Genomic DNA, 21851 nt, shown 5'->3' on the forward strand with positions numbered 1-21851 from the left:
ATCAACCTGCTTTGATATGAACATGCTGCTCCTCCATCCTTTCTGTACTGCTATGCTGAAACTGTTGTCCATCCCAGGATAGCTGCCAGTTGCCCGGTCTGCCGTTGCGCACTTTCAGCAACGCCACCTGCCACTGCGGATACCCTACGCCAGGCAAACCATCATCCGTAATACTGGCTACCGGCGTGATCATCCAGCGGGTAGTACAGACCGTATTCTCCACGTTTCGCGGGCGATGCCGGTGAAGCAGGCAGGGCACTCCGCTTTTTTCCACTGCCAGTTGCAGGCGTCGGAATGCAATCGGGTGTACATCCGGGATTTCTCCTACCACCGCAGCCAGTGCATTACATTTCAGACACTCCTCCACTACCCAGAGCATGTCTTTCTCTGATACCAGATCTACAAAAATGATCCTGTCCGGTACCAGACAAAATGCTTTTAGTCCAGGCGGGAAAAGCGTCCTGTGCACCCCCACCCATATGGCCATTTCAGGACCTTTCATCAAACGGCTCAGCATCGCCGCCATAAACCCCAAGGTGGCAGCTGCCGTTTCACTATTATGACTGATAAATTCATGTGTACCCCGGAAAGGAAAATAATCCTCCGGAAAGGCCCTGTTCAATGGCCCCAGATCAGGATATTCGTGGGAATGGGATGAAAACACCGGCCCCCTGGTAGAAAGAATCTCTCCTCTCAGCCTGGCTATCACCTCATTTCTTTCAGCTGGCTGTTTCATATTTCAAAAAAGTTGACTTATATTTGGCACTAATAATGCCAATTTACCGGCAGTAATAATGCCAAAAAAATATGAAAGAACAAAATAATTTTTGGGCCCATAACCTGAAATTTCTTCGTAACCGGAAAAAAATGACGCAGGACGATCTGGCAACAGCCCTGCAATGCACCCGTACTAAACTGAAAGCACTGGAAACCGGCGCTACCAGAAATCCGCCACTGGAAGACCAGATTCTGATCTCCGATTTTTTTAAGATTGACATCGATACATTTGTTCGACTTGACCTGTCCCAACTGGGGGAACTACGGCTACGGGAACTGGAAGCCGGTGATATGAGCTACATAACGGGAAAAAAAATGCGCGTACTGGCTACCACCATCACACCAGACAATAAGGAGCAGGTGGAGATGGTGTCTCATAAGGCACAGGCCGGATATACCGCCGGTTATACCGATCCTGACTATATCTCCAGCCTGCCGGTATTCCATATGCCACAACTTCCTGCCGACCGGAAGTTTCGGATGTTTCCTGTTAAAGGGGAATCGATGCTGCCTGTGCCGGAAGGGGCATTTGTCATCGTGGAGTATATCCAGGACTGGTCTCATCTCAAAGATGGCACCCCCTGCGTGGTGATCACCAAAAATGAAGGCATTGTATTCAAGATGGTTTACAACCGCATTCAGCAAAGCGGCCAGTTACACCTCGTTTCACTGAATCCTTTGTTCAAACCCTATGATCTTCCTGTCAGCGAAGTATTGGAAATGTGGAAATACAACAGCTACTGGACGAATACAGACTTAACCCCGCAACCGGATATGGATGCGATTTTGCAGGCATTGGGGAAACTGGATGCGAAAGTAGAAAGATTAGTATCTAATACGAATGCAACAAATTAAGGGTTCAATAAGCACTCTATGTAACCAGTCAGGAATTGTACACCATTGTTCCCCCTACAGCTGAGGGAAGAGCTTCTTGCGAATCCCTTCCCTCAGCTCTCCTTAGCCTACCTACTCAGTAAGATACCCAGGAATATACGTAGTAATAATTGACAACAGTAACCTCCTGTGACCCCTTGAGGAATTGCCCTTGTGCAACACAACCTGTTGTCTTAAACAATGCGTGGATGATCATTGTTGAAGAAACGTTGGCTAATCAGTCAATCGGAAACATATGAATATGAAACTACTACTAACCATCACTCTTATCTGTTCATCTGGTTATTTGTTTGCCCAGCCATCTCCGCTATCGGCTCCTGCCAATGATACCAGTACTAGTCGTGTGAAAGATGAATCATCTTTTTTAATAAAAAGGAAACCGGATATACTGGAAAATATCCACATGAATTTCCTGCTGCGAAGCTCACTGGAAATCCCGGATGGAGGAAGACAATCGTCTATCCGCCTGAATGAAGCCCGGTTTGAAGTATTAGGCACCATTGTGCCGGACCTTGACTTCAGAGTCCGGTACCACCTTAACAGCTCGCAGATGCCCAAAGATCTGGACAATGCCCCGGGATCACTGGATTATGCCGCCGTAAATTACAGGTTCGGGAGGAAGAAAAAATGGTCTGTAAACGTCGGAAAACAAGCTGCGTTTGTGGGAAGCTGGGAGTTTGAAAATGATCCCACTTACGAGTATCAATACTCTGAGTTTGTCAACTTCCAGACCAATTTATTCATGATGGCCATACGCTTTGGATACCAGGTGAACCAAAATCATAGCTTCTTCCTCCAGCTACACAATACAGACAACTCATCCTTCAACACCACACAAGCCAATGCAGGATACCCCGCTGATGGCCTGAAGGGCGCCAAAAACCCGATGGGTGTCTACGCCACCTGGCAGGGCAAAATGTTCAATCAAAAATTCCTTACTTTCTGGAGTTATGATATTTCACAATATGCGTCGGGTAAAACCAATCACTCTGTGGCATTGGGTAATAAAGTCATACTGAACAAATTCCAAGCTTATCTCGACCTGCAGTGGGCTGCACTGGCAGTAGATTACATAAATCTTGCTACTCCATCGATCAATAAGTACCAGCAAATGGTCAATCCTGCTTTTACCCCGGTGTTTGCAAGGGATATCCATTATAAAGGCGCCGTGTTAAGAATGGACTATGAATTTATTCCAGGATGGTTCATTACTGCCAAGGGGATTTTAGAATCAGACAGTCAGACAAAGAATAACAGTACTATCGGAAAAAATTTCCGGGAAAACATTGGCATCGTTGCAGGCCTGGAATACCAGCCTATCCCCAGCCAGCATATGAAGTTGTTCGGGTATTACTATTACAACCAGGTAAAATTCAGGCATGTGGTAGCCGATGCGAATGACAACCAGCATTTAAACCTGTTTGCCGTTGGAGTGCTGTATTCTGTCAATGCATTTTAGGTTGACCCCTTTTTTATTTAGCTAACCGGATAAGGGCCTTCTTCAAACACCCGGTCGTGGTAGCCTTTTAAACCAACCTGCTGAGCCAGCGGACTGCGAAAATCCATTCCGCTTTTCAACAACATCAGGATATGGCCAAAATCATAGACCGGTTTCCAACCCAGCTCCATACGGGCTTTGGCATTGTCATATACCCGCTCAATAGAAGGCTGCATCTTCCAGTTTAAACGTGTATACAACTGCTGATAATCCGGGAAATATTTCTGTACTACAGCCGGTGCATCTATCTGCAATGCATGTGCATCTTCCGGAGAGAAAGGTGTGGTAGCACTAATTACATACTTTGCAAAACCTCTCTCCTCCGCTCTTTCCGCTGCGGCCAGATGCGCGCTTACCACATCTTCAATATCTATTCTCCTGAAAAGATATTCATTGACTTTGAGATTGGCATCTTCATAGAGCTCTCTCTTCGATTTACTATCATCAGCTTCCGGAAAAAAACGGGATGTGCGTAACACCATACAGGGCAGTTTATTTTTTTTGTAAAAGAGCCTGCACAGGTCTTCCGCAGCTATTTTGGTGATACCGTAGATATTTTTGGGAACAGGCATCACTTCCGGTGTGATCCAGATAGCAGGTTGGTCCTGTGGTGGCACCAGTATCTCACCAAAAACACTCGTTGTGCTGGTAAACACAAAACGCTTTACACCTGCTGCAACAGAGGCCTGTAGCAAATTCAACGTACCGGAAACATTGGCATCAATAAACTGCTGAATGGAATGTGTTTCTACATGAGGTTTGTGCAATGTTGCTGCGTGAAAAACAGTCTCCACGTCCTTCATACACCGCTGTACAAACCCGGGTTCGGTCAAACATCCAACATCAGTCGTAAACGGACCAGCTATCCTGTCTATTCCCCTCACATTATAATGCATTGCTGTCAAGCTGCGTACCAGGGCCTCACCCAGATGCCCTGAACTGCCGGTAACTAAAATTCGCATATTCTATCATTCATTGTGATGACACAAAGGTAGACATCTCCTATTGTAACGAATAGTGATTTGAGGCACAAAAATGGTGATCTTTGAAGTATGCCATACACTATCAGCGGAGACGCGTATAAAGAAATTGCAGCCAGGAGGTTTTCAGCCGGCCGTTCATTTGGCCGCTTCGAAAACGGTGCCTTTGACATTCCGTTTGTCCGGCACCAGGTACAGCATCAGTTTAACCAGGACTTTGATATCATACAGTTCAGGGCGGATTTTCTCCGGGACATCACCGTACATCATGTACAGGATGTCCCGCATATAAGTCTTCACTTCCAGCTGAAAGGCAGCTCCTGCGCAGATTTCCAGGGATTATCCGGGAGCCAGCCACTCACAGCCGGACAGTATAATCTGTATGGTTCCACAGACTTTCATTCCAATCTGCATTTCAAAGCTCAACAGGATTTTGAATACCTGGCCATTACTTTCCGCTCCTCCTTTCTTCAGGCCATACTGGAGGAACTTCAGCATCCGCCCAGGGATATTGCAGCACATCTGACAAGCGGAGCTACATTTACGGTATCTGAAAAAGCATTACCGCTGACTCCGGAAATCCAGCAGGCACTGCGTTCGCTGTTACATAGTCCGATGGCCGACAACCTGCTGCCTGCCTATCGGCGCAACAAAGTAGCTGAAATCATACTGCTGACCTTTGCATCCCTTGATACAAACCGATCGGTCAAAATGGCCTACCAGCAAGAGATGAAAGCGGTATATCATTTCATTCTGGAGCATTTTATGGATATCCAAAGTCTGGCCGATGTAGCCCGTCATTCCACCCTGACTGAACATCAGATCAAACAGCAACTTCGGTTGCAATATGGCACCAGTCTGTATGAGCTGATACAGGAACGGAAGATGAGCCATGCCCTGCACCTCCTACAGGAAACAGATATGCATGTAAACGAGATAGCATGGCTAATGGGATATGCCAACGCCAGCAATTTTATTCATGCTTTCAAACGACAGTACCAGCAAACACCCGGACAGATAAAGCGGTAATTATTTTATGTTGATAATAGTTTCTGCTTTTTTTAACCCTGTATCCGTTTGTGCCAGCACTTTAATTTTACCGCCTGCACCTTTTTTAGCTTTTATAATAACCTGGGCCATTCCGTTGTAGGCAGGGCGAACCAGGCTACTGAATGATATAAGACAAGTAGCATCCCCATTGTCTGTTGCCACAATTTCACCAGGTCCTTCTATCGAAAAATTCAGATTATCTGATGCATCAGGTACCATCCTATTGTTTTCATCACAAACAAGTAATTTGATATAACACAGATCCACTCCATCGGCTTTTACCGTATTGGTTTCAGGCAACAGCAACAGTTTTTGCCTGGGGCCAACTGTACGCATGGTGTCCGTAGCCCACACTTTCCCGTTTTTATAGGCTACCACCCTTAATTCACCTGGTTGATAGACAACACTATCCCAAACCAGCCGGAAATCTTCACCGGGTCGCTTATACTTCTTTCCTTTACTTTCCCCGTTCAGAAAAAGTTCTGCCATATCACCAGAGGTATAAACATGCACAGGTGTGATACTATCCTTTCTTCCAGGCCATGTCCAGTGAGGCATGATGTGTGCCATCGGGTAATCCGGCCTCCAGTGCGCCTGATAGCTATAAAATCTGTCTTTAGGGAAGCCACATAAATCAACAATTCCAAAATAGCTGCTCCTGGAAGGAGGATTCTTTTTTCTGATTTCCTCCAATGCTTTTTCCAGTTCCTTTCGTTTGGTGGAGTCAGTACGGAAATTCAACAAATTGGTTTCATCAGAATTGAAAGGCGTTGGTTCTCCCAGGTAATCAAACCCCGTCCAAACGAATTCGCCCAATAAATGCGGGTATCTGGCATTTATCCTGAACTGCTCATCCGGAGAGCATCCCCAACCCGGCCAGGCAACGTCATAAGAGGTGACCTGATAGTTTTCATAGTTGGTCCCAAAAAAATACGTTCCTCTGGAGCTTACACATGATGATGTTTCACTTCCCATCGTTGGTTTATTCTTAAAGCGCTCATCATTATCCCACTGTGGCTGTTTTGAAAAGAAATAATTGACACCCATTAAATCCAGGCAGGCAGCAGCTCCGCTGGCTCTTCCGCCATCCGGGTCATTATATGCATTTGAAACCGGGCGTGTGGGATCTTCTCTATGTACGATATCCGTAAGCTCCCGGGTAATCGCCACATCCTGCTGGTCCATCACTTCATTTCCTATAGACCATATTATCACAGCAGGATGGTTTCTATCTCTGTGTACCATCGCTACCAGGTCTTTTTCATGCCATTCAGGAAAGAGTTTGTTGTAATCGTTTTTACGTTTGCCTCTCTTCCAGGCGTCAAATGATTCATCCCATACCAAAAGGCCCATCTGATCAGCAAGTTCGAGCAATTCCGGCGCAGGAGGGTTATGCGAAGTACGGATAGCATTACAACCCATGTTTTTCATAATGGTAAGCTGACGTCGCAGCGCAGCAGTATTAATAGCTGCACCCAATGAACCCAGATCATGATGCAGACATACACCCTTGATCTCAGTTCTTTTACCATTCAGTAAAAATCCTTTCCCATGTGTAAATTCCAGCTTTCGAATACCAAAAACTGTATTATAAATATCCGGTTTCATACCCGGTGTATTTACAGTAGTTCTGGCAATATATACAGCCGGAGTTTCTAATGTCCATAACCTGGGAGCAGACAGTGTCAGGTGCGCAGAAAGCTCCCTGGTACTATCAGGAGAGATTTGCACAGACTGAGGTTTAAAATAAGCGACCTTTCTGCCCATATTTTTTCCATCCGGAGACTCAAACAATTCTGTCGTTACCTGGCTGGTCATGTGTTTCCTGCCCTGGTTTTGTATATTTACTTTTAAACAAACATCAGCCTGTCTTTCAGAAATATTATCCGTAGTGATATAGGTACCCCAATGAGCAGTATGAACGGGTTGCGTTTTTACCAACCAGACATGCCGGTATAATCCTGCACCAGGATACCACCTGGAATCCCAGGATTCTGTGTCCAGTCTTACAGCCACCGTGTTATCCTTTCCGAAATTAAGAAATGGGGTGATGTCCATTCTGAAAGAGCTGTAACCATAGGGCCAGGTCCCTACATACTTACCGTTGACCCATATTTTGGCGTAGGCCATTGCACCATCAAAATCAAGAAAAATTCTTCTGCCTGCATCTTTGGTATCTACTACAAATTTCTTGCGGTACCATCCGATTCCTTTCCAGGGCAGCTTTCCTGTATTTCCGGAAAGTTCTATTCTAAAAGGGCCTGCAATTGCCCAGTCATGTGGCAGATCCAATTGTGTCCATTGATGATCATCAAGACCGGACTGTTCAAGTCCGGCAGGTTCGGGCATTTGAGAGCCATCTGCCTGTAATCCAAACCGACGGAATCTCCATTCACTGTCAAATGACTGTACATCAGCATTTCCTTCTCTATGCATCTGAGACTGTGAAAACACATCACCTGAGGGCATCCATGTCAATAGTAGTACTAGCAGCGCGGTAATCCTGTTCATTTCAAATTTTGCTTCTTATGATGATTATTTAACGGTCATTCTGATTTCTGCTACCGGCAGGTTTGCTGCAGTAGCCTCTAGTGTGACAATACTTTTTTTTGAACCGGACCGTATCAGGAAAGTGGCGATACCAGCTTCAGCATTCACAGTGGCCGGACTTACCAGTTCTGCATCACCTTTAACCGTCATTGTTACAGACATATCTGAAGTGATGGCGAGGTTATGCGCGTCATCCGTCAGTTTTGCATAAACAAAAACCACATCCCCATTCACATGAAACGGCATCCCCATAACAGCGGGTTCCAAAGCGAGTCTGCTGACTGGTCCCGGAGTAGTAATGCTGTAGACTGCCACTTCTTTACCCTTCCTAAAACCTATTGCTTTCAGTGTTCCCGGCGCAAAATGAATATTCGTAAATGTAAAAGGCGGATGATCCAGATGGTTGGCATTACCTCCATTAAAATTATGCAGGTCTTTGCCATAAGGTGTTTCTTCTCCCTTATCCGGAGTATTTGTGGCCAGTGCTTTATCATTCAGCAATAATCTGACTGAATCACAGTTACTATAGACGATCACTTTTTCAGCATCAACCGGCTGGTTCCAATAGCTGGCAATATACACAAGCGGCCCACTGGAAAACGGCATTGCAGGGTTATAGGTAGCTGGCTGCTGGCTTTTAAAAAAGTAATAACTGAACTTCGGTATCCTGAAAATATCCGCCATACCCCATCCTTCAATACCTACTGTACAACCAGCCAGACCATCAAAGAAAGCCCATGTCAGATCACCTAACGCCCTGGGATAAATTTTCCTGTTCTTATTATGTTCCCATTGAAGATTCCAGGCCTGTTGCAACAAATTCTTCTCTCCTGCCGTACGCAACTGTCGGGAAGTACTGTTTCCGCCACCAAATTCATAATCTCCGTATTCCCTTATCAGGAAAGCATTTTCAGGGTATGTTGTATTATCACGTTTACCCGGATCACCATTCCAGTCATCATAAGGTACATCCCAACAAGCTTTGGTATAGTAAGAATCTCCGCTTGTAAAAAAACTCTTCCGGCCTTTCCATTCTTCCCGGGCCACCTCTGCCTGCCTGCATCTGAAGGCAGAATCAGGATAGGTTTCGTTAAGGCTAACCTCCCAGAGCAATATGCAGGGATGATTCCTGTCTCTGCGGACCATCTGCCGGATATCTCTCATTACGTTTTCTCCGAAAGCCGGATTACGGTTAAAATACTGCCATCCGGGAATGGGGTTCAGTACCAGCAGCCCCAGTTCATCAGCTGCATCCAGAAAAGAAGGATCAGAAGGATAATGCCCGGCTCTTATCGTATTCATACCGGCAGATTTTATCATCCATACATCACGATAGGAAGCTTCATCAGACAAAGCGTTTCCGATGTAGGGATAGTTCTGATGCCGGTTGGTACCTGTTAACCGGTAAGGGGCTCCGTTGATCAGCAATCCTTTCTCCTTTGTTATTTCGAAAGAGCGGATACCGATGCGCGTTTTATGTTTGTCTACCGGAACATTTGCTGCATATACAGTGGTGAGAAGCGTATAAAGATAAGGATGGTCGGGATGCCACAGATGAGGTGCCCGGACCGTCATTACCTGGTTAAGTACTTTGCTCTTTCCCCGTTCAGCTATCACTTTACCACTTGTTACAGTTGCAACCACATGGCCCTGGACATCGATAATTTCCTGCCTGATGCTGACAGGGGTATTTTGGTTAGATGAGTTAATCACATCTGTTTGTACTTCAATTACAGCCCGCTCCTTGCTGACCTGCGGATAGGATACGAATATTCCGCCGCCAGCAGGTTTATCAGCTGTAATGGCATTCGTTATATGAACAGGCTGTTTTATGTGCAACCATACATCCCTGTAGATGCCCGAATAATAAACGAAATCAAGTTTTCCGACAGGCTTTCCGGGAGGAACCACAGGGTTTGCCTTGTTATTTACACATAATACGATTTCATTTTTTTTGCCGTAAAGCGCTTTATCAGAAAGATCAATAATAAACGGTAAATAGCCTCCCTGATAACGTCCGATATACTTTCCGTTAAGCCATACATCGCTCACCTGCATGGCGCCTTCAAATTCGAGAGAGATGTTTTTTCCCTTTAGTGAATCCGCCAGCACAAACTCTTTCCGGTAGTAGGCAAGCCCCTCGCGAGGCTTAACAATCACCAGCGGTTCGGGGAATGCAATATGTGGCAACATAACAGTCTTCCAACTTGTCTGCTGTACGGGCCGTAGCACTTCTGCCAGCACCGTATCTGCTGCAGACAATACATTGCCCGCTTTATCTTCCTTCTCAATTAAAAACTGGTCGCTCCAGTTCCCTCCAAGACGCCTGAAGGAGTCAATACCTGCCTTATCGATAAACTCCACTGCCTTGAATTGCCATCCATCATTAAAACGTATTGATTGTGCCTTCGCCGGAACTGAAAATATTCCGGTAACAACCATCACCAGCAACCATCTTATGTCCTTTCCTGTAATCATCTTTTTATGCTTTTACCTGTGAGGGTTCGTGCGCTATCAAGCGAGCCATCTGCATATGGCAATTCAATACGAATATTTTTTTCCATTGAACACGGTTGATAATTCACCTTTATACCAATTCTGTAAAACTCAGGAAATACCCGATGATCATAGATATGCTGGTATAAGTCAGGTTTATTTCATGGGGCAAAATACACCAGGGGTACTTTTTAAAGATGCAATTATTTATCAATTAATTAGTAAAAATTGATCGTTAACACAATGAAGCCGACAATGATTCTGATAATATGTAAGAGTAGAGTTAACTAAAAAAAAGAAGCGGGTTATATCTGAGATATAACCCGCTTTTGTGACTCCGTCAGGATTCAAACCTGAAACCTTCTGATCCGTAGTCAGATGCTCTATTCAGTTGAGCTACGGAGCCGTTTGTTTGTGATTGGATTGCAAAGGTAAGCGTTTTTTCGAAACCACCAAATAATTTATTTATTTTTTCTGCAATTTCCTGGTTTACACTTACTTTTACAACGTTGCTTAATGATTATTACAAGTGAAAATTCAACTCTGGAGCATAGGAAAAGAACATGATCCCTACATCAGGGAGGGGATGGCAGTATTTCAAAAAAGGCTGCAACATTACGTGGATTTCGACGTAAAACTGATCCCTACAGTAAAGCAAGCCGCCAGCTTATCAGTAGCAGAACTGAAGAAGCAGGAGGCTAAAATCATCCTGGATCTCTTGCAACCTACCGATTACCTGGTAGCGCTGGATGAAAAAGGTAAGATGATGACCACCGTTCAGTTTGCCGACTTTCTGCAACAACGGACCAACGCCAGTACCCGACAGCTGATCATCCTCATAGGTGGTGCTTTTGGCATCGATCAGTCTTTACTGGAACGGGCGCAGTTAAAGATGTCCTTGTCTCCCCTCACCTTCCCGCATCAACTGGTAAGGCTTATTTTCACCGAACAGTTGTACCGGGCCTATACGGTAATAAACCGGGAAAAATATCATCATCAATAGTTACATTTATAGTCTAACAACCTGAGCTTATGTCCGTCAGCATCATTATTATTATCGTTACGTGCCTTATCTCCTATACAGCGCTGAACAACTATGACCAGCTGGATAAGCTGAGTATGCAGCCTTACATGGTAAAGCATAACAAGGAATATTACCGGTTTATCACCTCCGGATTTGTACATGCCGACCTGCAACATCTTATTTTCAACATGCTGACCCTGTTTTTCTTCGGGCCTTATGTAGAAGATGTTTTCCTTCAGCTTTTTAATATGAAGCTGATGTATCCGGTTTATTATCTGTTGGGGATTATTATATCCGATATTCCTTCTTTCCTCAAACATCACAACCACCAGCACTATTCAACCCTTGGGGCGTCCGGCGCTATTTCCGCCGTGCTTTTCACCTTTATTATGGTAGACCCCTGGGTGCAGATACGGGTATTCTTCTTCCTGCCTATACCGGCAGTATTATACGGTGTGCTCTTCCTGGGTATTTCTGCTTACATGTCCAGAAAAGGCGGTGGCAACATCAACCATGATGCGCATCTGTGGGGAGCCTTATTCGGAATCGTTTTTCCGCTGGTGTTTTATCCGGAGCTGGGTACCAGATTCCTTGAACTGCTGACACGCAGATAATAAAATCTAATGATAATCTAAAAGGCCGACCAGTATACTGGTCGGCCTTTTTATGTTTATTTTGTTTCGATGCAAAGCACCTGTTGTGTAGCAGTAGTAATTTTGAAGCGGTCATCTATCCGCATGCCCACTACCCAGATGATTCTCTTGCCCGACTCCAGCACCCAGACGTTTTCTTTTTGAGGCAGAGACAATTTCTGATCTATTAGAAAACGGCTCACCTTTTTCTTCTTCGGCATACCGAGTGGATAAAAATAATCCCCTTGTTTCCATCTGCGTAATATCAGAGGGAAACTCACTTTGGCTGCGTCCAGCCAGGCAACAGCCGGAGCAGTGGGAATAGTAGCCAGGCCCCGCTCCTGCAGACGCAGCTGCAGATGGGCATTGCCATAGGCCACATGAGCAGGCGACTGATCAATCACATACAGCGGTGCATCCTGACGGGCCTCCGGTGTGATCAGCAACCAGTTGCGGTTGCGAATGATACGGTGTGTAGCTGTTTCCACATACCGTCCGGATTCGCTATCCAGCAGTTGCAGCACCTGTTGGGTTTGAGCCACGGAGCAACCAAAGTCTTTCAACAGTTCCCAGGCAATGGTTTGCAGCGGAACGGTCAGCTTCAGTTTCAGTACCGGTATCATCCAGGAATTATCTTTCTTTACCAGCAACCTTTTACGATGGCGGGCTACTGATTCCTGATACAACATTTCCGCTTCCCTCATCCGGAAGATGGTACCATCCATATTGCGGACTGCTGCAGGGAACATCTCCTGCATCTGCGGAATAATGTTGTGACGAAAAAAATTACGTGTATACTTGTCCGTTATATTTGAACTATCCTCCACAAAAGCAATCTGATGCAGGGCTGCATAAGCAACGAGGATATCCTTTTCAGCAAACAGCAGCGGGCGTATTATCCTGTCCTGTTTAGGCAGGATACCATGCAATCCGGCAATGCCGGTACCTTTGCAAAAGTTCATCAGGGCTGTTTCTACGCTGTCCTGCATATGATGGGCAGTAGCGATATAGCTGTACCCTTCGCGGCTGCGTACCTCTTCCAGCCACTGATAGCGTAGTTCCCGGGCAGCTACCTGTATGCTGACATTATGCTGTGTGGTGTAGGCTTCCGTATCAAAACGGGTGTTGTATAAAGGCAGGTTCAGCGAGGTGGCCAGCTGTTGTACAAACTGTTCATCCCGCTGCGATTCTTCTCCTCTCAGCTGAAAATTGCAGTGGGCGATACCCACGGCGAAACCAGCCTGTTTGAACAGATGGGCCATCACAACAGAGTCTACGCCACCGCTCACTGCAAGCAGGATGCGCTGGGTACGGTCAAACAGCTGTTGCCCGGTGATATAAGATGTAAAATTAGTCAGTAAGTGATGCGGCATACTTGGAGGGTTAAATGATTAATAGACCAGTTCTTCGTAGGCCGATTGTAATTCGTTATAGGTATGTCTTTCATTGGCAGCCTTGGCCATGGCCATACCTTTTTCGTAAGTGGCGATAGCTGCTTCCCTGTCTCCCACTCTTTCGAGCAGTTTACCCAGATGGTAATAGGAACCGGTATATCCGGGTTCATGGGCTAATAATTCTTCGAACAGCCGGCGGGCTGCAGTGTCGTTGTTTAATTTAATGTATTCCAGTGCCAGGGCGTGTTTCAGAAAACTGTCGTTTGGGCTGGTTTCCAGCATCTGTTTAATCTGTGCTATTCTATCCATGTAGATGATGTGCTTTTACCGGTCGTAATAAATTAAAAATAACAACTATATATCAGTTGTTATACTGATTAAAATCATAATATAGCCATGCGGTTGGCGTACATTAATTAGATATATTTGCTAATACCGCATTTTTAAACCAAACAGTTTACGGCATGAAGATTTTAGTTTGTATCAGTAAAACTCCGGACACGACTGCAAAAATAGCTTTCACGGACAATAACACGAAATTCAATGAAGCTGGTGTTCAGTTTATTATTAACCCATACGATGAATGGTATGCACTGGTGAGAGCTCTGGAGCTGAAGGAAACGGTAGGCGCGGATGTTCATCTGATTACGGTGGGCGGAGCTGATTGTGAGCCTATCATCCGCAAAGCGCTGGCGCTCGGTGGTGATGAGGCATTCAGGATAAATGCTGACAGTGCGGATAGTTATTACATCGCAGCACAGATTGCGGCACATGCAAAAGAAAAACAATACGATATCATATTTACCGGTAAAGAAACTATTGACTACAACGGTTCCGGCATAGGCGGTATGGTGGCCGAACTGCTGGACCTTCCCTATGTATCTATCGCAGCGAAGTTTGACCTCAATGGCACCAAAGCTACGATCAACCGCGAGATTGAGGGAGGTGAAGAGATCTGTGAAGTTTCACTGCCGGTGGTTGTGTCCTGCCAGAAAGGAATGGCTGAAGCCCGTATTCCTAACATGCGCGGTATCATGGCAGCGAGAACCAAACCGCTGGCTGTTGTGGAGCCTGTTGCTGCAGACACCCTGACCAGTGTGGTGAGTTTTGAATTGCCACCAGCCAAGGCAGGTGTGAAAATGATCAGCCCGGACAATGTGGCTGAACTGGTGAAATTGCTGCACGAAGAAGCCAAAGTCATCTAAGCGCAGTCAGGTATCTATTTGTTTCATTTCTAACCAAACGTATTCATGTCTATATTAATATTCGCCGATCAGACACAGGGAAAAATCAAAAAAGCAGCACTGGAAGCAGTACAATACGGTTCCAAAATAGCAGCGCAACTGGGCACTACTGCCACTGCACTCGTACTGGGACCTGCAGACGATACAGAACTGGCTGCACTGGGCAACTATGGCGCTACTAAAGTATTACATGCAGCCGATGCTCGCCTGCACGAAGTAGAGAGCACTGTATATACCAAAATCATTACAGAAGCGGCCGCCAAGGAAAATGCTATCGTGGTTATTTTCCCGCACAACTTTGACGGTAAGGCAATAGCTCCGCGTGTAGCAGCCCGTCTGAAAGCCGGACTGGTAGCTGGTGCTGTTTCCTACCCGGATACCAGCAATGGATTTGTGGTAAAGAAAAGTGTTTTCTCCGGTAAGGCTTTCGCTAATATCAATATCGTATCTGAGAAAAAAGTTATCTCTCTTATTCCTAACACCTACCCTGCAGTAGCTGGTTCCGGAACCGCTACAGTAGAAGCTTTTGCACCGGCCATCAATGATGCCGACTTTAAAGTAAAAGTGGTGAAGGTGGAGACTGTAAGCGGCGATATTCCGTTGACAGAAGCTGAAATCATTGTCAGCGGTGGCCGTGGTATGAAAGGGCCTGAGAACTGGGGTATGCTGGAAGACCTGGCTAAAGCGCTGGGGGCAGCAACTGCCAGCTCCCGTCCGGTAGCTGATTCCGGCTGGCGTCCTCACCACGAGCATGTTGGACAGACTGGTCTTACCGTAAGGCCCAATCTGTATATCGCGATAGGCATTTCCGGCGCTATCCAGCACCTGGCTGGTGTAAACGGAAGCAAGGTGATCGTGGTAGTCAACAAGGACCCGGAAGCGCCTTTCTTCAAAGCTGCAGATTATGGCATAGTTGGTGATGCATTTGAGGTGGTACCGAAACTGACCGAAGCGGTAAAGGCGTTTAAAGGAAAAGGCTGATATCCATAAAAATTATAACAGACAAACGACGTGTGAGTAGGGAGAAAAGGTGATGGACAACTACTGATAATCTCCCTTCTCATGCGTCGTTTGTAATTTATAATTTGTAATTCTCAGCTATATTGGCCATTAATCATGACAGATTTTTTTTAGATAAGGAATATTTTTCTAACTTCACGGTCTTACAAAATATTCAGCGACAACGCAAGACAGATATGAGAAAAATAGAACTGGAAATAGTTGCTTTATCGCACAGCATTACGCAGACTCATTCATATGCCGTGGTATTGGGAGAAGTAAATGGTTTGCGCCGTTTACCCATCGTGATCGGAGGCTTTGAAGCGCAGGCGATAGCCGTGGCTTTAGAAAAGATGCAACCCAGCCGCCCTCTTACACATGACCTGATGAAGAACTTCATGAATGCTTTTAATATAGAGCTACATGAGGTCGTGATCAGTAATCTGCAGGAAGGAATTTTTTACTCCAAGCTTATCTGCTCAAGTAATGATGAGACGATCGAAATAGATTCCCGTACATCCGATGCCCTGGCGCTGGCCGTACGTTTTGGTTGTCCGATCTACACGTTTGAAAATATCCTCAACAGTGCTGGCATCCTGCTGGACGATCCTGCCGGCAAAAAAAGCACGAAGCCGGTTACCCCTACTATTTCTGAGCATGAGAGAGGAGCCGAAGATGATCTGAAAGCCATGAACCTGGAAGAGCTGACACAGCTTCTGCAGGAAGTATTGGAGCAGGAAGATTATATCCGCGCTATCGCCATCCGCGACGAAATCAACAGCCGTAAAAGCAAATAATTCATTTTTCTGACAGCGGTAAAAGCAGCAGAGATATGCACTGCTGGAGGATTGCCGTGCAATGTTACGTACATGATCGTTTTTCCCAACTGCAAGATCAATCTGGGTCTGTATATCACTGGTAAACGTGCCGATGGTTTTCACGACCTGGAAACCGTATTCTATCCCCTGCCGGTAACTGATGCACTTGAAGTTATCGCGCCGGGTTCCCTGCAGTTCACCAGTAGCGGGATTCCTGTGCCAGGCGATGCCGCTGACAATCTGTGCCTCAAAGCGTTTCATTTAGTGCAGCAGGATTATCCGCAGCTGCAGCCTGTCAATATCCATCTTCATAAAAATATTCCTATCGGGGCCGGCCTGGGCGGAGGTTCCGCAGATGCGGCTTTTATGCTGCAACTGCTGAATAGTAAGTTTCAACTGGGACTCCAGCAGGAGCAGCTGATCAACTATGCTGCACAGCTGGGAAGTGACTGTCCGTTTTTTATCGCCAACAGCCCTTGTTATGCCACGGGCCGTGGCGAGGCGCTAGAGCCACTGTCGCTTGATTTGTCGGGGTACTCTTTTCTGCTGGTACATCCCGGCATACATGTTAATACCGGCTGGGCTTTCCGTCAGATAACCCCGCAGGCGCCGGCTCATTCTCTGAAAGAGATGATACAGTTGCCGGTAACGGAATGGCATCGTGTGATTGGTAATGATTTTGAGGCGCCGGTGTTTGCGGCGCATCCTGTGCTGGCAGAGATAAAGGCAACGATGTACAGTCAGGGGGCAGTGTATGCCAGCATGAGTGGTAGTGGTTCGGCGGTGGTGGGCATCTTCCCTAAAAACAAAATAGCTGACATCTTGTGGGATGCCAGCTATCGGGTATTTAAAGTTAATTAGTGCTTACTTTACGGAAGCTACCAGAGCTTTGAAAGTTTCTGGTTCATTCATAGCCAGATCTGCGAGCACTTTTCTGTTCAGATCGATGTTCTTACCAGCTAATTTATTCATGAACACAGAGTAGGTCAGACCTTCTGCTCTAACGGCAGCGTTGATACGAGCGATCCACAGCTGACGATAGTTTCTTTTCTTTAATTTACGACCAACATAGCTGTAGGTGAGTCCTTTCTCGAGGACGTTCTTCGCTACGGTGTAAACATTTTTCCTTTTACCGTAGAAGCCTTTGGCTTGCTTTAAGATCCTTTTTCTCCGGGCTCTTGAAGCTACGGCGTTAACTGAACGAGGCATTTTCTTTTGTTTTTTCTCAGGTTATAAAATTCGATTTGTTGGACGGATCTTAGCGGAGACCGAGCATTCTCTTAACCAGGTTAAGGTTTGCTTCGTGAACCAGCGTACTTCCTCTCAGGCTACGTTTTCTCTTCGTAGATTTTTTAGTCAGTAAGTGGCTTTTGAAGGCCATAAACCGCTTAATCTGTCCGTTCCCGCCAACCTTGAAGGTTTTCTTGGCGCGGGAATGTGTTCTTACTTTGGGCATCTTACATCAAATTTGGTCTGCAAAGGTAGGGAATTAATCTAATAAAACACAGTGTCAGACAAATAAATCCGGGCATCTGCAGAATGTGGATAACTTTTTTAATAGTTTTTTAACCTCCGTTAACCAATTGACAATCAATTTTTGCTTCCCCCATTACCCTACCTATCTAGTGTGCATTTCATATTATAATTATTATCACTTTTTTTATTTCTCTATATTATTTTTAATTTTAATTTTAAAATAGTCACATATTTTAGCCATATAAAGTATAAACACCTGACGCCTATGAAAACATTCTACACATTCCCTCACCGAGACTGGAACGGAGTTCCCGACTATCCAGACCTATGTAAGCGGTTGAAAAACAGCAGTTACTGAACTGGTGCAAGCCTTCAGAACTGATACTTTTTTCACTTAACTGTTTTACACCTATGAAACGACTATTAACCTTTTTATTCCTGCTAGTGGGCTTTGTGCTAACGTCGGTGACGACAATGGCGCAAACGGCGTTTATAAACGCGCCCGACAGTATTTGCGCAGGAAGCTATGCCACCATGAACGGCCTCATATGGGGTAATGACATGACAGTGGACTACATGGACTGGAGCGTATCACCGGCATTGGCTGCCAGTGACTACGAAATACTGTACTCCAATCCCACCAACAATGCCGATCCCCTGCTTGGCCAGACACCAGATGCCACCTATCCAGGTGTGACAGCTATGACGATCCGGCTCAATAAAGTGGGAACCTACACCTTTACAGTCAAAATCTATAGCCCCACCGGCAAGATGAGACAAATCTCCAGATCTATTAAGGTGAAGGATTGCAGTATTACTTCCTGTGTGGGTACAATTAGTACTATGGCCGGGTTCAAGGAAGACTTCGGAACCTTCAATGCCGGAGACCTTCCCCGCGAAAACGCTATTATTAAAGGATTGGGACCAACCGTATCTTACAGTTTTCCCTCTCAAATAAATCCACCCAATATTGGTGATGACTACTATGTTGAATGGTATCACACCCAGGCTAAACCGGAATGGGTGAAAGCCTATGATCATACCGGTAACGGTAACCCACCTAAAACGTACGGTGGCATGCTCGTTGCCAACTCTTCCATCACTAAAAAAGCATTTTATCAAAGAACAATTAATAACCTTTGCCCAGGCTCCGTATATAATTTCTCGGCCTGGTTTATGAACGTTAATGGAATACAGGTTTTTAACCAAACCTGTGCAAGAGCTTCCGATACCAAACCTAATGGTTACCACTACGCCGGTGTAACATTCATCCTTCAGGATCCCACTACCAACAAGGAACTGGCCCGCTTCAACACCAACGATGTGTCCATGAACCTGGCTAACCCTGAGTGGCAACAATATGGCGGTAGTTTTAAAATTCCCCCTAATCAGACTTCTGTAAAACTTACCATTTTAAATAACAACTTTGGTGGTTGTGGTAACGATATCGCGATTGATGATATCGAATTTACTTATTGCAGCCCCGACCTTTTTGCTTATGTAGATGGCCTGAAAGATGAAAAGAGAATCGAAGACCAGATCTGTGGTGGTGCACCCTTAAACCTCACCGCCTACCTGGAACCTGATACTTATTTTACCAACCCCGTTTACCAGTGGCAGATAAGTACCGATAATGTTACCTGGACCGATATGGTGGATGGCACCAAAAATGGCGGTACAGTAAGCGGTACACAAACCAAAATATTACAATTTGGCGCTGGCTATCTTCGGGGAGACCCGGTGATGCCTATAACCTATTATTTCAGAGTAGGTATTACTGAAAAAGACAACGTAAAACTGGGGAACTGCGCCGCACCTTCCCGACCGGTGAAAATCACCATTCTACCGCAACCACAAATTACGGTTACCGGTAATGAAATATGTAATGGTCAGAATGCCCACCTGGAAGTACAGGGGGGCTATACGTCATATCTGTGGAAAGTAGTTCCTCCAGTATCAGGTACCATACTGGATGTCAGCCCAACAGTCACCACCACCTATGAAGTAGTAGGTACAAAAACCTACGGTAATAATAAGGTCTGTCGTGACAGTAACCACGCTGTGATTACGGTATACCAGAAACCCATAGTGAATGTTAAACTGCTGACACCTCCAAGCATTTGTGAAGGCGAAATTGCCAAACTGGAGATTCAGCCGGAGAACAGCGTATACGACATCACATGGAATTACAACGGAACCATCGTTCCAGGTGAAAAAGGTACTTCCATCACGCATATCCCTACTAAGGTAACCAACCTCAGTGCTGTACCTCCCGTAAGGAATATTTATACGGTAACGGTCACGAATGGAAAGTGCGTCCTATCTGATCAGGCGGAGGTGATTGTCAACTCCATGCCTAAACCGAATGCTAATGGGAATATCAAGCAGTGCGAAACTTCTACGTTCCAGCTCAATGGCAGCCAGCCACTGGCTGACCAGACTGGTGTATGGAGCTTCGCAAACAATGATAACCAGGGCGCAACACTTAATAATCCTACCGCTTACAATGCTACTGTTACCAATCTGGCTATTGGTAAATCTGTAGCGATGGTGTGGACTATCACCAATAAGAATCTGTCTAAATGCTCCGCCAGTGATACAGCAATACTGATCAACCTGCCGAAGCCGGTATCTGTTGCCACTGTTGATATTACGCAGTGTGCCAACAAAACGTTCCCGATCAGTGGCCCTCAGCCTGGTCAATACGAAACAGGTAAATGGACAGGACCTGCTGGTGTTACATTCACAGATCCGACAGCTTATAATACAACTGCCACCCTGACTGGTGCTGCTACTACCCAGGACATCACAGTTACCTGGACACTCAGCAATGGCAAATGTGCGGATGCCCTCTCCAAAGTAAACCTGCACCTGCGCCCTGCGCCGAAGGTAACCGCAACTGCCGCCGCTGTCTGCCAGACCGCTAGTCAGTTTACGATTACCTTCAGTGGTTTAACTGGTACCGTTACCAAATACACGGTAAAACCCGGAGTGACAGGTGCACTTCCTGGCTTTACTAATGTTACCGGTAACTGGCCTTCTACCGGCACGACTATCAATGTACCTCTGCCTGCTGGCAGCGCTTCCGGTACTTATAATTTTATCCTGACAGTACAAAATGACGACAACCTGGGATGTACCTATGATGCGCCATTCACACTGAAACTGGATCAAAGCCCGGATGCTACCATCAGCGGCCCTGCAGATATCTGTCTGGGTACTACCATCACCCTGAGCGTTGATGCATCCAACACTGGTTATACCAAAAAATGGACGATCAACGGAGCAGTGCAGACAGGTAGCACACAAACACTTACACACAAACCAACTGCAGCCGGCACTTATACCTATGGCGTTACCATTACTAATGGTACTTGTGTTGTTACCGCCACTAAAGATGTAGTAGTAAGAGCAGTGCCTGTTGCTAATCCAGGTACAGCTACTCCTCAATGTGATAATGGTAACTTCACCCTGAATGCACCCACATTACCTGTTGATCAGGAAGGTGAATGGACTATTTCCGGTGCTGCCAATGGCGCACAGATTACAGATTCACACAATCCGCAAACAACTGTAACAGGTTTAAATGCCGGAACATCCGTTACACTTATCTGGACTGTACGTAATAAATATAATAACACATGTCAGGCAAGTGCCAACATCACCTTAACCAATACCAAACCACTCTCCGATAGCAAAGCAGGTAATCCGATCGTACAATGTGGTAATAAAGTGTTCCAGCTCAATGCCAACGCTCCTGCCGCCGGTGAAACCGGTAAATGGACTGGCCCAGCTGGCGTTACATTCGACAACGCTTCCTTACCAAATGCCAAAGCAACCTTAAGTGGTACTGCCCCTCAGACTGTAACACTTACCTGGACCATCAGCAACGGCGTATGTACTGATAAAGTATCAACTGTAAACTTAACACTCAATAACGCTCCTACTGTAACAGTAGCTGCTGTGAACCCGGTATGTAACAGCAACGGTTCTTTCAACCTCGTGCTGTCTAACCCTAC

The 21851-nt window shown here is 45.8% G+C and carries 18 protein-coding genes and 1 tRNA gene; 10 read left to right on the plus strand and 9 right to left on the minus strand.

Going from position 1 to position 21851, the window contains the following annotated elements; translation table 11 throughout:
* Window position 1: 1 nt before the first annotated feature.
* Window positions 2–736, minus strand: a complete 735-nt coding sequence (locus DF182_RS30865) for an ImuA family protein (protein WP_113619595.1) — start codon at window positions 734–736, stop codon at window positions 2–4.
* A 71-nt stretch (window positions 737–807) separates the two neighbouring features.
* On the opposite strand from DF182_RS30865, the gene DF182_RS30870 reads away from it, so the two are divergent.
* The gene (locus DF182_RS30870; protein WP_113619596.1) at window positions 808–1632 is read left to right on the plus strand and encodes an XRE family transcriptional regulator; all 825 of its coding nucleotides are present in this window, start codon (window positions 808–810) and stop codon (window positions 1630–1632) included.
* Between the two features lie 280 nt (window positions 1633–1912).
* Window positions 1913–3130, plus strand: a complete 1218-nt coding sequence (locus DF182_RS30875) for a porin (RefSeq protein ID WP_161964328.1) — start codon at window positions 1913–1915, stop codon at window positions 3128–3130.
* A 17-nt stretch (window positions 3131–3147) separates the two neighbouring features.
* On the opposite strand, the gene DF182_RS30880 is transcribed toward DF182_RS30875, so the two are convergent.
* Window positions 3148–4131 carry an NAD-dependent epimerase/dehydratase family protein gene (locus tag DF182_RS30880; RefSeq protein WP_113619598.1) on the minus strand — a complete coding sequence of 328 codons (984 nt, stop codon included), beginning with the start codon at window positions 4129–4131 and terminating at the stop codon, window positions 3148–3150.
* A 90-nt stretch (window positions 4132–4221) separates the two neighbouring features.
* On the opposite strand from DF182_RS30880, the gene DF182_RS30885 reads away from it, so the two are divergent.
* Window positions 4222–5178 carry a helix-turn-helix transcriptional regulator gene (locus tag DF182_RS30885; protein ID WP_113619599.1) on the plus strand — a complete coding sequence of 319 codons (957 nt, stop codon included), beginning with the start codon at window positions 4222–4224 and terminating at the stop codon, window positions 5176–5178.
* Here the strand turns inward: DF182_RS30885 and galB are convergent, their stop codons facing one another.
* The 3 genes from galB to DF182_RS30900 all read right to left on the minus strand — a co-directional run bounded on the left by galB (window position 5179) and on the right by DF182_RS30900 (window position 10651).
* Entirely contained in the window at window positions 5179–7710 is a 2532-nt protein-coding gene (gene galB, locus DF182_RS30890; RefSeq protein ID WP_113619600.1) for a beta-galactosidase GalB, read from the minus strand. It abuts the gene before it with no gap.
* A 24-nt stretch (window positions 7711–7734) separates the two neighbouring features.
* Window positions 7735–10227: a glycoside hydrolase family 2 protein gene (locus DF182_RS30895; protein WP_113619601.1), complete on the minus strand. Its 2493-nt coding sequence runs from the start codon at window positions 10225–10227 to the stop codon at window positions 7735–7737.
* Window positions 10228–10577: 350 nt separating this feature from the next.
* Window positions 10578–10651 (minus strand) — tRNA-Arg (locus DF182_RS30900).
* Between the two features lie 123 nt (window positions 10652–10774).
* On the opposite strand from DF182_RS30900, the gene DF182_RS30905 reads away from it, so the two are divergent.
* On the plus strand, window positions 10775–11248 hold the full coding sequence (locus tag DF182_RS30905; protein WP_113619602.1) for a 23S rRNA (pseudouridine(1915)-N(3))-methyltransferase RlmH: 474 nt from the start codon (window positions 10775–10777) through the stop codon (window positions 11246–11248).
* A 29-nt stretch (window positions 11249–11277) separates the two neighbouring features.
* A complete protein-coding gene (locus DF182_RS30910; RefSeq protein WP_113619603.1) occupies window positions 11278–11883 on the plus strand; it encodes a rhomboid family intramembrane serine protease in 606 nt (201 codons plus the stop codon).
* A gap of 56 nt (window positions 11884–11939) precedes the next feature.
* Here the strand turns inward: DF182_RS30910 and tilS are convergent, their stop codons facing one another.
* Window positions 11940–13274, minus strand: coding sequence for a tRNA lysidine(34) synthetase TilS (gene tilS / locus DF182_RS30915; protein ID WP_113619604.1), 1335 nt, complete (start codon window positions 13272–13274; stop codon window positions 11940–11942).
* An 18-nt stretch (window positions 13275–13292) separates the two neighbouring features.
* Window positions 13293–13604, minus strand: a complete 312-nt coding sequence (locus DF182_RS30920; RefSeq protein ID WP_113619605.1) for a tetratricopeptide repeat protein — start codon at window positions 13602–13604, stop codon at window positions 13293–13295.
* 155 nt (window positions 13605–13759) lie between these two features.
* Between DF182_RS30920 and DF182_RS30925 the strand changes: the two genes are divergently transcribed.
* The 4 genes from DF182_RS30925 to ispE all read left to right on the plus strand — a co-directional run bounded on the left by DF182_RS30925 (window position 13760) and on the right by ispE (window position 17217).
* On the plus strand, window positions 13760–14500 hold the full coding sequence (locus DF182_RS30925; RefSeq protein WP_113619606.1) for an electron transfer flavoprotein subunit beta/FixA family protein: 741 nt from the start codon (window positions 13760–13762) through the stop codon (window positions 14498–14500).
* Between the two features lie 45 nt (window positions 14501–14545).
* Window positions 14546–15520 carry an electron transfer flavoprotein subunit alpha/FixB family protein gene (locus DF182_RS30930; protein ID WP_113619607.1) on the plus strand — a complete coding sequence of 325 codons (975 nt, stop codon included), beginning with the start codon at window positions 14546–14548 and terminating at the stop codon, window positions 15518–15520.
* Window positions 15521–15735: 215 nt separating this feature from the next.
* Window positions 15736–16335: a bifunctional nuclease family protein gene (locus DF182_RS30935; protein WP_113619608.1), complete on the plus strand. Its 600-nt coding sequence runs from the start codon at window positions 15736–15738 to the stop codon at window positions 16333–16335.
* Between the two features lie 72 nt (window positions 16336–16407).
* A complete protein-coding gene (gene ispE / locus DF182_RS30940; protein ID WP_113619609.1) occupies window positions 16408–17217 on the plus strand; it encodes a 4-(cytidine 5'-diphospho)-2-C-methyl-D-erythritol kinase in 810 nt (269 codons plus the stop codon).
* Window positions 17218–17220: 3 nt separating this feature from the next.
* Here ispE and rplT read toward each other — a convergent pair whose 3' ends face one another.
* Both rplT and rpmI read right to left on the minus strand, forming a co-directional pair.
* A complete protein-coding gene (gene rplT, locus DF182_RS30945) occupies window positions 17221–17565 on the minus strand; it encodes a 50S ribosomal protein L20 (protein ID WP_078673350.1) in 345 nt (114 codons plus the stop codon).
* Between the two features lie 49 nt (window positions 17566–17614).
* Entirely contained in the window at window positions 17615–17812 is a 198-nt protein-coding gene (gene rpmI, locus DF182_RS30950; RefSeq protein ID WP_113619610.1) for a 50S ribosomal protein L35, read from the minus strand.
* Window positions 17813–18243: 431 nt separating this feature from the next.
* Here rpmI and DF182_RS30955 point away from each other — a divergent pair.
* A partial coding sequence (locus tag DF182_RS30955; protein ID WP_147243603.1) for a hypothetical protein occupies window positions 18244–21851 on the plus strand: 3608 nt, incomplete at its 3' end.

This window comes from Chitinophaga flava (assembly GCF_003308995.1).
GTDB lineage: Bacteria > Bacteroidota > Bacteroidia > Chitinophagales > Chitinophagaceae > Chitinophaga > Chitinophaga flava.

What these genes read in the sequence shown, in the direction of transcription:
- DF182_RS30865 (WP_113619595.1), bottom strand. Translation starts at nt 736, where the DNA reads ATGAAACAGCCAGCTGAAAGAAATGAGGTGATAGCCAGGCTGAGAGGA.
- DF182_RS30870 (WP_113619596.1), top strand. Translation starts at nt 808, where the DNA reads ATGAAAGAACAAAATAATTTTTGGGCCCATAACCTGAAATTTCTTCGT.
- DF182_RS30875 (WP_161964328.1), top strand. Translation starts at nt 1,913, where the DNA reads ATGAAACTACTACTAACCATCACTCTTATCTGTTCATCTGGTTATTTG.
- DF182_RS30880 (WP_113619598.1), bottom strand. Translation starts at nt 4,131, where the DNA reads ATGCGAATTTTAGTTACCGGCAGTTCAGGGCATCTGGGTGAGGCCCTG.
- DF182_RS30885 (WP_113619599.1), top strand. Translation starts at nt 4,222, where the DNA reads ATGCCATACACTATCAGCGGAGACGCGTATAAAGAAATTGCAGCCAGG.
- galB (WP_113619600.1), bottom strand. Translation starts at nt 7,710, where the DNA reads ATGAACAGGATTACCGCGCTGCTAGTACTACTATTGACATGGATGCCC.
- DF182_RS30895 (WP_113619601.1), bottom strand. Translation starts at nt 10,227, where the DNA reads ATGATTACAGGAAAGGACATAAGATGGTTGCTGGTGATGGTTGTTACC.
- DF182_RS30910 (WP_113619603.1), top strand. Translation starts at nt 11,278, where the DNA reads ATGTCCGTCAGCATCATTATTATTATCGTTACGTGCCTTATCTCCTAT.
- tilS (WP_113619604.1), bottom strand. Translation starts at nt 13,274, where the DNA reads ATGCCGCATCACTTACTGACTAATTTTACATCTTATATCACCGGGCAA.
- DF182_RS30920 (WP_113619605.1), bottom strand. Translation starts at nt 13,604, where the DNA reads ATGGATAGAATAGCACAGATTAAACAGATGCTGGAAACCAGCCCAAAC.
- DF182_RS30925 (WP_113619606.1), top strand. Translation starts at nt 13,760, where the DNA reads ATGAAGATTTTAGTTTGTATCAGTAAAACTCCGGACACGACTGCAAAA.
- DF182_RS30930 (WP_113619607.1), top strand. Translation starts at nt 14,546, where the DNA reads ATGTCTATATTAATATTCGCCGATCAGACACAGGGAAAAATCAAAAAA.
- DF182_RS30935 (WP_113619608.1), top strand. Translation starts at nt 15,736, where the DNA reads ATGAGAAAAATAGAACTGGAAATAGTTGCTTTATCGCACAGCATTACG.
- ispE (WP_113619609.1), top strand. Translation starts at nt 16,408, where the DNA reads ATGATCGTTTTTCCCAACTGCAAGATCAATCTGGGTCTGTATATCACT.
- rplT (WP_078673350.1), bottom strand. Translation starts at nt 17,565, where the DNA reads ATGCCTCGTTCAGTTAACGCCGTAGCTTCAAGAGCCCGGAGAAAAAGG.
- rpmI (WP_113619610.1), bottom strand. Translation starts at nt 17,812, where the DNA reads ATGCCCAAAGTAAGAACACATTCCCGCGCCAAGAAAACCTTCAAGGTT.